The 13328-nt window shown below is 51.5% G+C and carries 11 protein-coding genes; all 11 read right to left on the bottom strand.

The window, feature by feature from the left end; translation table 11 throughout:
- Positions 1-17: 17 nt before the first annotated feature.
- The gene (locus Pelsub_RS03510) at positions 18-1058 is read right to left on the bottom strand and encodes a LacI family DNA-binding transcriptional regulator (protein ID WP_116225908.1); all 1041 of its coding nucleotides are present in this window, start codon (positions 1056-1058) and stop codon (positions 18-20) included.
- Positions 1059-1200: 142 nt separating this feature from the next.
- Positions 1201-2700: an L-arabinose isomerase gene (araA, locus tag Pelsub_RS03505; protein ID WP_116225909.1), complete on the bottom strand. Its 1500-nt coding sequence runs from the start codon at positions 2698-2700 to the stop codon at positions 1201-1203.
- Positions 2701-2720: 20 nt separating this feature from the next.
- Entirely contained in the window at positions 2721-3368 is a 648-nt protein-coding gene (locus Pelsub_RS03500; RefSeq protein WP_116225910.1) for an L-ribulose-5-phosphate 4-epimerase, read from the bottom strand.
- 12 nt (positions 3369-3380) lie between these two features.
- Entirely contained in the window at positions 3381-5060 is a 1680-nt protein-coding gene (gene araB / locus Pelsub_RS03495) for a ribulokinase (RefSeq protein ID WP_116225911.1), read from the bottom strand.
- Positions 5061-5150: 90 nt separating this feature from the next.
- Complete coding sequence (locus tag Pelsub_RS03490) at positions 5151-6260, bottom strand: M24 family metallopeptidase (RefSeq protein ID WP_116225912.1); 1110 nt, start codon at positions 6258-6260, stop codon at positions 5151-5153.
- A gap of 3 nt (positions 6261-6263) precedes the next feature.
- On the bottom strand, positions 6264-7772 hold the full coding sequence (locus Pelsub_RS03485) for a sugar ABC transporter ATP-binding protein (protein ID WP_116225913.1): 1509 nt from the start codon (positions 7770-7772) through the stop codon (positions 6264-6266).
- A gap of 114 nt (positions 7773-7886) precedes the next feature.
- On the bottom strand, positions 7887-8864 hold the full coding sequence (locus Pelsub_RS03480; protein WP_116225914.1) for an ABC transporter permease subunit: 978 nt from the start codon (positions 8862-8864) through the stop codon (positions 7887-7889).
- Positions 8857-9930 carry an ABC transporter permease gene (locus Pelsub_RS03475; RefSeq protein WP_116225915.1) on the bottom strand — a complete coding sequence of 358 codons (1074 nt, stop codon included), beginning with the start codon at positions 9928-9930 and terminating at the stop codon, positions 8857-8859. The genes Pelsub_RS03480 and Pelsub_RS03475 overlap by 8 nt, the downstream gene beginning before the upstream one ends.
- Before the next feature lie 250 nt (positions 9931-10180).
- The gene (locus Pelsub_RS03470) at positions 10181-11209 is read right to left on the bottom strand and encodes an ABC transporter substrate-binding protein (RefSeq protein ID WP_116225916.1); all 1029 of its coding nucleotides are present in this window, start codon (positions 11207-11209) and stop codon (positions 10181-10183) included.
- A 178-nt stretch (positions 11210-11387) separates the two neighbouring features.
- Positions 11388-12428 (bottom strand): LacI family DNA-binding transcriptional regulator, encoded by a 1041-nt coding sequence (locus Pelsub_RS03465; protein WP_158674961.1) that lies wholly within the window; start codon positions 12426-12428, stop codon positions 11388-11390.
- 167 nt (positions 12429-12595) lie between these two features.
- Positions 12596-13240: a hypothetical protein gene (locus Pelsub_RS03460; RefSeq protein ID WP_116225918.1), complete on the bottom strand. Its 645-nt coding sequence runs from the start codon at positions 13238-13240 to the stop codon at positions 12596-12598.
- Positions 13241-13328: the final 88 nt, after the last annotated feature.

The following is a 13328-nucleotide window of genomic DNA, read 5'->3' as shown; positions in this document are numbered from 1 at the left end:
CCTCAGTGGTAAGTCTATCATTCACCGCCGCGCAGAGAAGTGCGCCGCACGATCAAGTCAGGCACAACTACATTTTGCCCCGCATTGATACAATCTTCACCCGGTTCATGCCGGATGCATTGATCCAATCGAACCACCGCCAATCCGCCCAAATGACGCGCGGGCTGGTGCACCGTTGTCAGTGCCGGGGAATAGAATTTGGATTCGGCGACATTATCGAAACCTACAATACCCAGATCCTCGGGTATCCGTAATTCATGGCGGCGGGCTGCCTGAATTACGCCTAACGACATTTGATCGTTGCTGACAAAAATGGCATCCAAATCCGGGTTGGTTGCGAACAATGCTTCGAAACCGCAATCGCCGCTCTCCACCGTCCAATCTCCCTCGTATACCATGCGGTCAAGGTTCTTGATTCCGGCCGTCTCTACCATCTCTCGCCAGCCGGCCAGGCGCTCCTGGGCTTCCCACCAGCTTAATGGACCGGAGATCATGCCGATATGCCGGTAACCTTGGTCCTGCAAATGCTTTACCGCCAGGCGCGCGCCTTCGCGATTATCTACTGATAAAACCAATCTCTTTTTTAATGGCGGCCGATTCAATAAAATAATGGGAATTTCCAAAGATTCCGCAATTGATGCGACCAGTTCTATGCTGTCGGTAAAACCGGGAATAGCCCAAATAATTCCGGTTACCTGTTGGGCAATAAATTGGGTGATGACTTTCTCAATGTGTTCGCGGTCAAATTGATCCAACAGTGCCAGCATAACGGAATACCCATATTCCGCTGATTTTTTCTCTATGCCTGTAAGGACTTTTGCCGGGCCGTAGTATTCCAACCCGAAGCCAACCACGCCGATGGTATTCGTCTTGCCGCTGCTCAAGCTGCGCGCAATGATATTGGGGGCGTAACCCAATTCACGGATGACCTTTTGCACCATCTCGCGCGTTTCCGGAGAAACATCCGGGCGGTTATTTAACACGCGTGAAACAGTTTGGGTGGAAACACCCGCTGTGTTAGCAACATCTTTAATCGTAATCTTGGCTTTTCTAATCATAATTATTTACTTATTAGCATTTTATACGAAAAACAATTGATTATAAGTCAAATTACGCCAGATCGATACAGGTGTTGGTTAAAAACAAGGGTAAGGCAGATCCCCATCCGCCTTACCCTTTTCCTAAAGAATTCCCCTGAATTTATTCAAATAAATGATAATAAACTGCGTTCCATTTGAGGTTGTTTTTCAACTCGGATAAATTGGTATCCTCATTGATCAGTACTGTCTCTATTCCGGCAATTTCAGCAAAATCCTGCAAATGGCGTCTATCCAATGCCTGGCTGAAACACGTATGGTGCGCTCCGCCTGAAAGGATCCAAGCGGCGGCGGCAACCTTCAAACTGGGTTTGGGTTTCCATACCACCCGCGCTACCGGCAGTTTTGGCAGATCCTTTTTCGGATCGACCACCTCCAAATCATTGACCAACAAGCGGAAACGCTCGCCCAGGTCAATCAAGGAAGCAGCGATGGCCGGCCGCGCCGACGTCTGGAAAACCAGGCGGGCCGGGTCGGCTTTACCGCCAATGCCCAACGGGTGAATTTCCAAAGACGGTTTGCCGGCCGCGATGGAAGCGCATACCTCCAGCATGTGCGCTCCCAGCACCATTTCATTGCCGGGTTCCAAATGGTAGGTGTAATCCTCCATGAAAGAGGTGCCCCCTTCCAATCCAGCGGCCATGACCTTCATGGCGCGTACCAAAGCCGAAGTTTTCCAATCCCCCTCCGCGCCGAATCCATAGCCTTCCGCCATCAAACGTTGCACCGACAAACCCGGCAGCTGCACCAGGCCGTTCAGGTTCTCGAAGGTGGTCGTAAAGGCTTTGAAGCCGCCCTCATTCAGGAAAGCGCGCAATCCAACTTCGATTTTCGCCGCGTCCCGCAGTGCAGCGTGGCGCGCGCCGCCCGGCAGCAGGTCCGGCTGCACAATGTACATTTCTGCGTACTCTTTGATCAGGCTGTCAATTTCCGCATCGGTTACCTGGTCAACAAATGCGGTTAAATCCCCCAGGCTGTAGCCGTTGACTTCATAACCAAACTTGATTTGCGCGGAAACTTTGTTCCCTTCAGTGACCGCCACGTCGCGCATATTATCGCCAAAACGGGCCACCCGCAGGTGCTGCGCATCTTCCCAAGCCAACGCTGCCCGGCTCCAAATGCCCAATTCTTCCTGGACTTGCGGGTCCTGCCAAAAGCCCACAACCACCTTGCGCCGAATTCCCATGCGCGTGCCGATAAACCCGAATTCGCGGTCGCCGTGCGCCGACTGGTTCAGGTTCATGAAATCCATATCGATGCTTTCCCAGGGAATATCCCGGTTGTACTGCGTATGCAAATGCACGAAGGGTTTGATTAAGGCTTTCAGGCCGGCAATCCACATACGCGCCGGCGAGAAAGTATGCATCCACAGGATCAAACCGATGCAGTTGTCATCATTGTTGGCCTGCAAACATACCTGCCGGATTTCATCCGAAGTGGTTACCACCGCCTTGAAGCGAATGGGAACCGGGATGGCAGCGGATTGATCCAGGCCGGCCGCTATGGCTTTGGAATCCGCGCCTACCTGCTCAAGCGCTTCAGGACCATATAAATGTTGACTGCCGGTAACAAACCATAATTCCTTTTGTCTTTCTAAGTTCATAAATTAACTCCTATAAGTATTCAATGTTGGCCGTACACGTTCATGTAACGTTCGTTTAATTTTTTTAAATCTTCCTGTGAAATCTCACAGGGTTCACCCAGTTGTTTGGCCAGCCAGACAGTCTTGGCTACGTCCTCCACCATCACGGCTGATTTCAAAGCCGCCCGGCCGCTTTTTCCGATGGTAAAAACGCCGTGGTTTTTCAACAGCACGGCAGTGGTATTGCCGATCGCATCCAGCACCGCTTTGCCGATGGCTTCGCTGCCAATCAGGGCAAAATCGCCGCAGGGAATTGGCCCGCCGAACTCATCTCCAATCGCCGTCAGCACAGCCGGGATGGGCATGCCCAAAGCGGCAAATGCCGTGGCGTAATCGGAATGCGTATGCACCACGCCGTTGATGTCCTCGCGGTGCCGGTAGATATATAAATGGCTGGCCGTGTCGGAAGAAGGCGCCAAATCACCCTCCAGCTGCTTGCCGTCCAGGTCTACCACGACCATATTTTCAGGCGTCAGATCGGGGAACATGATCCCGGAAGGTTTGATCGCCACCAACCCGCTTTTCGGATCGCGGATGCTGACGTTCCCTCCGGTCCACACCACCAACCGGTTGGCCGGCAGAGCCTGGTTCAATTCAACTAATTCTTCGCGAATTTCCTTTAATAACATGCTGCCAAACCTCTATTTTCCCGATAGGATTTCTGCTTTGAGCGCTTTCAGCCGTTTCATGACATTATTCTCGCCGCGCCCGAAGTAATCATGCAATTGTTTGTATTCTGCGAACAAGCGATCATATACAGCCTTATTGGCCATATTCGGTTGATAAAATTCGTCCTGCAATTTAGCCATGTATTTGGCCGCCTCGAAGATGGAGTCGTACCCTCCGGCCGCTTTGCCGGCCGCCACCGCCCCAAACATGGCCGATCCCAATGCCGGCGTCTGCTGGGATGCGCTCACCTTAAAGGGCATGCCCATCACGTCCGAGTAGATTTGCATCAGCATGCGGTTCTTGCCCGGCAGGCCGCCGCAGGCTACCAGCTCGTGAATGGGTACGCCATTCTCCTGGAAAGCTTCTACGATCATGCGAGTGCCGAAAGCGGTAGCTTCGATTAATGCCCGGTAGATCTCCTCCGGTTTGGTGGCCAGGGTCATGCCCAGCAGCATTCCGGTCAGGTCAACATCCACCAATACCGAGCGGTTGCCGTTCCACCAATCCAGCGCCACCAACCCCGATTCCCCCACCTTCAATTTTGCGGCTTTTTCTTCGAGCAGCGCATGAATGCTAATACCGCGCTGATCCGCTTCTTTCTGGTAGGCGGCGGGTACGCAATGCTCAATAAACCAGGCGAAGTGATCACCCACGCAGGACTGCCCGGCTTCGTAACCGAAATAGCCCGGAATAATTCCGTCTTCAACATAACCGCAGATGCCCGGCACCAGGTGCTCTTCCTCCCCCAGCACCATATGGCAAGTGGAAGTCCCCATAATCATAACCATACGGCCGGGCTCTGTTACGGTTGCGGCGGGAACGGCAACGTGCGCGTCCACGTTGGCAATTGCTACCGCAGTTCCGGGTTTTAACCCGGTCCATTCCGCCGCTTGTGATGTTAACTCGCCGGCCTTCTGGCCGACGGAACGCACATCTCGTTTCATCTTTTCATCCACCACATTCTCCAGCTGCGGGTGCAGCGCTTTGAAATAGGCTTTGGATGGCAGGAATCCTTCCCGCTTGGACCAGATGGCTTTATAACCGGCTGTACAGCTGTTGCGTGTTTCCACGCCGGTCAACTGCCATATCACCCAGTCGGCTGCCTCGATCATACGGTCGGCTGCCTGATAAATTTCGGGTGCTTCATTTAATATTTGCAATACCTTGGAGAAAAACCATTCTGAAGAAATTTTGCCGCCGTAGCGTTCCAGCCAGGGTTCGCCCATCTCTTCCGCGGTACGGTTGATTGTGTCCGCTTCCGGCTGCGCGGCATGATGCTTCCATAATTTCACCCAGGCATGCGGCTTTTCGCGCCATTCCGGCAGCACACACAAGGGCGTGCCGTCTGCTTTGACCGGCAGCATGGTGCAGGCGGTGAAATCGATACCCACCCCAATCACATCCGCCGGATCGACCTTGGATTGTTTCAAAGCCTCAGGAACCGCCTGTTTAAAGGTGCGGATATAATCTTCGGGATCCTGTAATGCCCAATCCGGTTCCAGGCGCTTGCCGCTTTCAGGCAGGGTTTCATCAATAACGCCGTTGGAATACGGATAAACCGCGCTGGCGATCTCACGCCCATTAGCCGCGTCAATCACCACCGCACGGCCGGATTCAGTTCCAAAATCTACTCCAATCACATACTTAGACATTTTTCCTCCTCTGAAGATGTAGCCATTTCTGCAGCCCTCAATTTAAACGTTCCAGGTATGCAACCAATAATCACCTTTTCCATCAAAGCGTTAATCCCTCACCCATATTGCCGGGCGCTGGAACAACTTATTCCCGATTTCAATTTCAATCATCGGCCAGCCTTCAACAACCGTGATAATTTCATTGGATTGCTCTCCGACCAAAAAAGTGTCTTCTGATTTGGCTCCCTTAATGGACGGGTTCCAGGCAAAAGCCTGCCCCATCAAAATAGATTGGCCGGTTGTGGGAGTGCCTGTAATCTCGCGGGCTTCATAACCCGCCAATCCGCCCTGGTGATGGCACTGCCATTCATCCGGGTAACCCTGCGCCGCATAAGCGCGTTGTGCTTCCGCAAACACGCCGTTCAGCGTATTACCTGGCCGAGTAGCCGCGATCATCGCCGCGTCCACCGCCGCCACTGCTCTCATCTTGTGCTCGATCTCATCCGAAAGCGGTCCGAAATGCACCAGACGGGTAATGGAACAGATCAGCCCCCACTTGCGCCCGCACAATACCAGCATGGCATAGCGTTCCAGTTTCTTGTCGGTCGGAATCGCGTGCCGGTATTGGAAGATGCGCTCATCCGTACCGATCAGGTTCACCACCGCTTGGGCGCCGCGGCTCTCCGTGGCCCCCGCCAGCAGCCCGGAAATCTGAAATTCGGTCATACCCGGCTGCACAGCCCGGATGGCTTCCTGCATGCTTTCCGCGCATAACCTGCCCAGACCGCGAAAACGCTCCGCTTCCGGCTGGGTCAATTGCGAGCGCAGCCAGGCCAGCTCGGCGGATAAGTTCTGTCCCCCTGCATAAAGGCCGTCACAGCCAATACGCTTTCCATTGGTCAATTCAGCCAATCGATTCTCATTGCCATACCAGGGTGTGACCTCGAAATGCCAACCCTGTTCGCCCATTCCTTCTTCATTTTCCAGCCGCGCCGCTTCTATGCTGTTCGTGATGACAAATTGCTGATCGGGTGTGATCAGCAGCGCGCAGGCGCCGTCGCTGGCGGCTGTGTTGATATGTACGTCCGCCCCGCAGGTCGCCCAGGCAATACTGCTCACGCGCTGCAGCAGCAGTGCGTCCAGCTGCTTTTCAGCTAACAGTTGGCGCATTCGCGTTGTTTTTATCTCAAACTCAGCCTGCCGGTTCAATGATTCCATCCCTTACTCGCCCCCCGCCATGGCCTGCATGATTTCCCGTTCGCTGACTTCGCCGGATAATTCGGTTACTTTTTCGTGATCGCGCATCACCACCACACGGTGGCTGGTGCGCAAGACTTCCTCTAATTCGGAAGAAATGAACATACAGCCCATGCCCTCGGCAGCCAGATTGATAACCATTTTTTGGATTTCCGCTTTGGCGCCCACATCGATACCGCGCGTGGGTTCATCCAGCAGCAGCAGTTTAGGGTCGGTCGCCAACCAGCGCGCCAGGATGACTTTTTGTTGGTTGCCGCCGCTCAGATTCTTTACCAATTGATCCGGTGATGGCGTGGCAATGTTCAGCATCTTGATATATTTTTCTGCAACCTCATATTGCTTCTGTTTGCTCAGGAACTTTAACCAGCCCAAACGAGCCTGCATGGCCAGAATGATATTTTCACGGATAGTCAGATCGCCCACGATGCCGCTGGCTTTACGGTCCTCCGGACACAGCGCTACGCCATGCATGATCATTTCAAAAGGAGAATGTTTTTTGATCATTTGGTCGTCCACCGACAGACTGCCGCTGTCCGGCTCGTCAATCCCAAACAGGACTTTGGCAACTTCCGTGCGCCCGGAACCCAGCAGTCCGGCCAGTCCGACGACTTCGCCGGCATGCAGCTCCAGGTCAAATGGCTCAACCTCGCCGCTGCGCCCCAGTTCTTTGGCTTCCAGCAGGGCTTTTTTGTGGTTGACCACAAATTCGGATTTTTTCATCTCGTCATATTCAGCCAGGCTGCGGCCGATCATTTCGGAAATCAGTTGGATGGTCGGCAGCGAATTAGTCTCGTGCGTTGCGACCAGTTTTCCGTTGCGCAGCACGGTAATGCGATCCGAGACCTCATAAACCTGTTTGATAAAGTGGGTGATAAAGATGATGCCCACACCCGAGGTGCATAACTTGCGCATGACTTTAAAGATCAGGTCGGATTCATGCGCGTCCAGGCTGGAAGTGGGTTCATCCAATATCAGGATCTTGACGGAAGAAATTTCCAGGGCGCGCGCGATAGCCGCGATTTGCTGGATGGCCGTGGAAAACGAACCCAACGGTTGGGTCACATCGATATCCACGTCCAAATCCTGCATAATGGCTTTGGCGCGTTTGTTCATGGCTTTCCAGTCAATACAGCCCAGTTTTCTGGGTTCGCGGCCCAACAGCAGGTTCTCCGCCACGGAAATATTGGAGCACAGGTTCACTTCCTGGTAAACCGTGCTGATCCCGATATTTTGCGCGTGCAGAGGAGAACGGATAACCGTTTCCTTGCCGTCATAGAAAATTTGGCCTTCGTCGCAGCGTTCCACACCGGTCATTACTTTGATCAACGTGGATTTGCCCGCCCCATTTTCGCCAACCAGGGCGTGGATCTCGCCTTTCCTCAGGCAGAAATCTACTTTATGCAGAGCTTGAACGCCCGGGAAATTCTTGCTGATCCCTTCCAGGCGAATGATTTCGTTATTTGGGTTAGACATAACCATAACCTCCATTATGGGAAGACAGCCGGCAGTTTGTGTGGAACTCAATTCTGCGAGTGTCCATCCATGAACCGGAAATGAATGCTTTCGCTTGATTCAATCTCTTGAACATCATTTCTCCTTCTTCCCGACGTAGAAAAGGCTTTGAATGCCGATGAAAATCAGCGTCAGAACGCCGACACCAATGCGCGTCCACCAGGATGTCAGCGTGCCATTGAACTGCAAGATGGAAACGATAATTCCGTTGATCATTACGCCAAAAAGGGTCCCCAGCACTGTCCCGGTGCCGCCGGTCAACGCTGTACCGCCGATCACGACTGACGCAATGGCATCCATTTCCATAGATTGGGCATAACCGCCGTAACCGGAGAGCAGCGAGACGCTGAAGACAATACCGGCCAGGGCCGAACAAAATCCGCTGAAGGAATACACGATCAGTTTGGTGCGCGCCACTGGCAGGCCCATCAGCAGCGCGGATTGTTCATTATTACCGATGGCATAAACCGTGCGTCCAAAGCGGGTGCTGGTAAGCAGGATAAATGTGAAGATTAAAAGAACAATCCCGGCCAAAGTCGGAATGTACACATAGGCTTTTTCAAAATATGGGAGGTGGATTTTGGTTAATGCCAGAAAATTATAGAATTCGTTTTTAATAGTGACGGAACTTTCATTGATCACATAAGCCATACCGCGGGCAAAGAACTGGCCCATCAGGGTAACCACAAAAGCTTCCACCTTCAGGTAGTGAATGATGCAGCCCATCACAAAACCCAGACCAATACCCATCAGGAGCATCAAAACCATCACCAGGATCGGATTCAGGTTGTTCTGCAGCAAGGCGGCTGAAGCCACGCTGGACAGCGCGATCATGGCGCCTACTGAAAGGTCGATTCCCCCCATGATCACCACCACGGTCATGCCAATGGAAATGATCAGCAAGCTGGCGTTATTGATAAACAGGTTGAGAAATACCTGCGGTTTTTTCATGGCCGGATATAACTGCCCGCCAATCGCGTAAACCAAAATAAAAATAGCGATTGTTGCCAGAAGCGGCCCATTTTTCAAAAGGAAAGTCTTGATCTTATGCATCTTTGCGCCTTCCCTTTCTTTCAAATAAGTTGTTGATGATGTTGCGTGCCTGATCCGAGTAGAGCAGAATAACGACCAGCACGAGCACAGCTTTGGCCGCCAGCAGTGCGTTAGCCGGAACGCCAATGGTATACATCGTGATGGTGAAGGTGCGGATTACCAGAGCGCCAATTACGCTGGCCGCCAGAGAAAAGCGCCCACCGGCCATCAGCGTACCGCCGATGACCACCGACAGGATGCCATCCAATTCGTAGTTCAACCCGATATTGTTAGCGTCGGCACTGTGCACATAAGAGCTCAGGATTAATCCCGCGATAGCGGAGCAAAAACCGCAAAATGTGTAAGCCAGCAGTTTGACATTTTTTTCGCTGATACCGCTGTAATAGGTAGATTCGGCATTGATACCTACCGACTCGACAAACAAGCCGATAGACGTCTTGCGCACAAGCAGCCAGGCCAATGCCAAAACCCCTAACACAATGTAAACCGCCACTGGAATCCCCAAAATATATCCATTTCCAAAGAAAAAATAAGGGGTGTAATAAATGGTCATAATTTGACCGTTCGTGATCAACTGGGCAATTCCCCGCCCGGCCACCATCAAAATCAGCGTTGCAACCATCGGTTGTATTTTTGCTCTGGAAACCAGAAACCCGTTCCATAAACCGCAGGCTGTTCCCGCCGCCAAATTGGCCAGGACAATCAAGCCCAGGGGAGTTCTGGATACATTCTGTGTCAAAATATCGTTGGAAATTAATTCATTACCAAAAGCCGGATTGATCAACACCGCTCCCATGGCAGCCGAAATAGCGATCACCGCGCCAACCGAAAGGTCAACACCACCGGTCGCGATAACCATAGTCATGCCGATCGCCACCAGAACCAATGGCGCGCCGTTATTGATGACATCTATCAAATTACCGTAAAGATGGCCGTCCACAATTCCTAATTTAAAGAAACCGGGAGCATAGATACCGTCAAAGATGAATATCAGCAGCAGCGCTAACAAAGGCCAGGATAAACGGCTTTGACGAAACTTCGTAAATAGAGAAGTCTTATTCTTCATAAAATTCCTTCTTGTGCGTCCAGTTCATATCTAAAAAATTTCCTTCCGGAACTGATTTTTATAAAATGAGTCGATTCAATACCGGAATAAGTCAATCATTTTTTATAAAGGAACTGTAAATGTGCTTGCTTACAAATCTGCCGGATCTGGTATTCAGATCAATTTTTCAAATATTTTTAGAGAGAAGTAGTTGCCTACTTCTCTCTTCTTGTTGAGGTGTTACTGCTTTACAGCCCACCTCTTGTTATTTTTAGTACTGGCGAGTCGGCAGTAATTCTTCTGCTTCCTCAGGATAGTACACGGTCTCGTTGGTGAGTGTCTCGGGATCTACTGCTTCACCATTCATCAGTTTCAGACCCATTTCCATCACCTGCGGGCCAAGCAGCGGGTTGCATTCCACATCTGCCTGGATCCAGCCGTCAATCATGGCCTGGAAACCACCGCGTGTGCCGTCAACGGATACGATCTTGAGATCACCGGGTTCGATACCGGCAGCTTTGATGGCTTCGATTGCGCCAATGGCCATGTCGTCGTTGTGGATGAAGACGCCATCAACCTGTCCGGCATATTTCTTCAGGAAAGCTTCCATTACGGGGATAGCTTCTGCACGGGTGAAGTTACCGGTCTGGCTGTCAAGGATGGTGATGTTGTCATTCAATGCATCGCGGAAACCTTCCGCACGGCCGGTGGCCGCGCCGGAACCAACAGTGCCGGACAGTTCCAGAATGTTGCCGCCATCGGGCAGCAGTTTGTTCATTTCCTCGGCGGCGCGCTGGCCCTCAAGGAACATATCGGAGCCAATGTGCGCTGCGTACAGGGAGGAATCCGCGCTGACGGAGCGATCGACAATGATGACGGGGATACCGGCATCCTGGGCTTCGGTCAAGACTGCATCCCAACCGTCCTCAACAACAGGCGGTAGTGCGATGACATCCACACCCTGCTCGATGCAGGCGCGTACAGCTGAAATCTGGTTTTCCTGTTTCTGCTGGGCATCGGAGAAGATCAAGGTAACGCCTAACTCTTCAGCGGTCTGCTTGATGGAAGCAGTATTGGCTGTGCGCCAGTCGCTTTCAGCACCCAATTGGGGATAGCACAGGGTCATATCAGCGTAGGTATAAACAGGGGCTTCTTCAGCAGCGGGAGCAGCAGCTTCTTCGGCAGGAGCGGCTTCTTCAGCAGCAGGGGCAGCAGCTTCGGGGGCAGCCGCGGTCGAGCAAGCAGCTAAAGCCAGGGAAGCAATGACCATCAATAAAACAAGTGATTTAAAGCGAGACATTTTGTAAATCCTCCTTAATTCTTATAAGTTATTTGCTGCGGTATAATTTTCAGGTGCGATAATACTTTTACTTCGCGTTTTAGTCGTTTCGCACTTTTTATGAAGTGCTTGTCATGAACCGCGTTTCACTGGCAAGCACTTTAATTCTCTGGTAATCTATTCCCTTTTCACCTCCTTTTCACAACTTTCTTAGAGAACTTGTCCTAATTAATATATTGGGTGTCAACATGATTGTCTTGTAATCAGGTGTCTCTTTATTACGGATTGCTTCGATAATCCGAATGGTTTCATTTACAGCCAGGGTACCAACTTGATGCTGGTCATGCTGCATGGTTGTCAGCGCCGGCCAATAAAATTCTGATTCTGCCGTGTTATCGAATCCGACCAGTCCAAATTCTTCCGGCACGTCTAATCCGCGTTCATGGATCACCGCCAAGGCGCCCAGAGCCATTTGATCGTTCGCCACAAAGATGGCATCCATCTCGGGATATTGGTCGAATAATTTTTCGCAGGCTTCTTTGCCGCTGGAAGAAGACCAATTGCCTTCTACCCAGTGGTCATCCGCGTTTATCTGTCCCGCGGCGCCTACGACGCTCTTCCAGGCACTAAAGCGTTCCTTGGATTCCCACCATTCCATCGGGCCGGAAATATGTCCAATATGCCGGTAGCCCTTATCGATCAAATGTTGGGTGGCGGTCTCGGCCCCCTGGTGATTGTTCACCGCAATGATGGTGATCCCATCGCGTGGTGCCATTGTCAGAAATACAATCGGTACATTCAGTTCGAACGAGAATTTTTCCACCCAGTCCCGATTGGTACCGATTTCCGGTGCCGCCCAGATGATGCCGTCCACATGGCGCGAAAGCAGCCCATTAAAAATGGAAGAAACGTTATTGGCATTAAAGTTGGGTAATTCTTTCAAGATTAGCGAGTAACCGGCGTCTTCTGCCGCGCTGGTAATACCGTTCAGAGTGCGGGAGGGGCCAATGAATTTGAGCCCGGCAGTCACTACCCCAAGTGTGTAACTGCGCTGTTGGATCAAACTGCGTGCCAAAGCGGATGGCTGGTAGCCCATTTCCTTGATCACTTTCATTACACGTTCGCGTGTTTCGGGAGATACATCCGGACGGTTGTTAATAACACGTGAAACTGTCTGCGTGGAAACCCCCGAAGCGGATGCAACTTGTTTGATGGTAGGACGTTTATTGATGCGTTCCATTAGAATGTTATCGTTCCTGTTATCGTTCCCGTTATCGATAACATAATAGCAAACAAAAAAGGCCATGTCAAGAGCCGGAAGGAATTTTTAAGATTATGAACTGGAAAATTAATTAAAAAAGACGGAAAAAATGCATTTTCCGTCTTTTCTTTTAGTTCGAACTGGGTTTATTCGGAATAAGAATCCGCAACATCCTGCAACACGGATTTGTAGTCGCTTTCATACGCATCTTCGTAAGCCGTGGTGGCAAAATACAGGTATCCTTCTTTGGTGCTGAAATAGGTGGTACCGGAGGTCTTGTTCATATCGCTCCACCACTCCAGCTTCTCGCGTCCATCGGCCAGGGAAACGTCAGAGGCGAAACGCAGATCAGAACCATATAAACGCTTCATATAATCGCGTGTGTATTGTGCCTTCAAAACCGCGCTGGTACCTTCGTCGGTGCTGTTCACCAAGGATTGCACAAAGGCATGCCCGTCCGGCGCCGTATAGGTATCGATTTGAGTGTCCTCAATCGTCGCGGTATCGCGTTCGGCTGTCCAATTATCCGGGATTTCCAGCGTGAACAAATCCTGCGGCGCGGTGAAAGTCATGGTTCCGTTTGAGCTGGCGGGCGCCTGTTCCACTGCCGGAGCCTCTTCGACCGGGGCGGCTTCTTCCATTGCTCCTTCAGTCGGAAGCTCCTGGGCGACTACCGGGGCCTGCTCGGGTTGTACCGGTTCAGCGGCCTGAGCAGCCGGTTGGCTTTGCCCGCCGCAGGAAACCAACAGCATTGCTGCTGCGACAATCACAAACAAAGATTTCTGTTTCATCTTAACTCCTTTTATTACACTTGTTGGTATAGTGGTATGACCTTCATACCACTACGTCCTATTATACGGAGTTTGGAAAGATTGTCAA

Origin of the sequence: Pelolinea submarina (assembly GCF_003966975.1) — a bacterium.
In the GTDB taxonomy this organism is placed as follows: Bacteria; Chloroflexota; Anaerolineae; order Anaerolineales; family Anaerolineaceae; genus Pelolinea; species Pelolinea submarina.
Note: the sequence above shows the minus strand (reverse complement) of the source record. Positions and strands in the feature narration are given on the sequence as shown.

What these genes read in the sequence shown, in the direction of transcription:
- Pelsub_RS03510 (WP_116225908.1), bottom strand. Translation starts at nt 1,058, where the DNA reads ATGATTAGAAAAGCCAAGATTACGATTAAAGATGTTGCTAACACAGCG.
- araA (WP_116225909.1), bottom strand. Translation starts at nt 2,700, where the DNA reads ATGAACTTAGAAAGACAAAAGGAATTATGGTTTGTTACCGGCAGTCAA.
- Pelsub_RS03500 (WP_116225910.1), bottom strand. Translation starts at nt 3,368, where the DNA reads ATGTTATTAAAGGAAATTCGCGAAGAATTAGTTGAATTGAACCAGGCT.
- araB (WP_116225911.1), bottom strand. Translation starts at nt 5,060, where the DNA reads ATGTCTAAGTATGTGATTGGAGTAGATTTTGGAACTGAATCCGGCCGT.
- Pelsub_RS03490 (WP_116225912.1), bottom strand. Translation starts at nt 6,260, where the DNA reads ATGGAATCATTGAACCGGCAGGCTGAGTTTGAGATAAAAACAACGCGA.
- Pelsub_RS03485 (WP_116225913.1), bottom strand. Translation starts at nt 7,772, where the DNA reads ATGTCTAACCCAAATAACGAAATCATTCGCCTGGAAGGGATCAGCAAG.
- Pelsub_RS03480 (WP_116225914.1), bottom strand. Translation starts at nt 8,864, where the DNA reads ATGCATAAGATCAAGACTTTCCTTTTGAAAAATGGGCCGCTTCTGGCA.
- Pelsub_RS03475 (WP_116225915.1), bottom strand. Translation starts at nt 9,930, where the DNA reads ATGAAGAATAAGACTTCTCTATTTACGAAGTTTCGTCAAAGCCGTTTA.
- Pelsub_RS03470 (WP_116225916.1), bottom strand. Translation starts at nt 11,209, where the DNA reads ATGTCTCGCTTTAAATCACTTGTTTTATTGATGGTCATTGCTTCCCTG.
- Pelsub_RS03465 (WP_158674961.1), bottom strand. Translation starts at nt 12,428, where the DNA reads ATGGAACGCATCAATAAACGTCCTACCATCAAACAAGTTGCATCCGCT.
- Pelsub_RS03460 (WP_116225918.1), bottom strand. Translation starts at nt 13,240, where the DNA reads ATGAAACAGAAATCTTTGTTTGTGATTGTCGCAGCAGCAATGCTGTTG.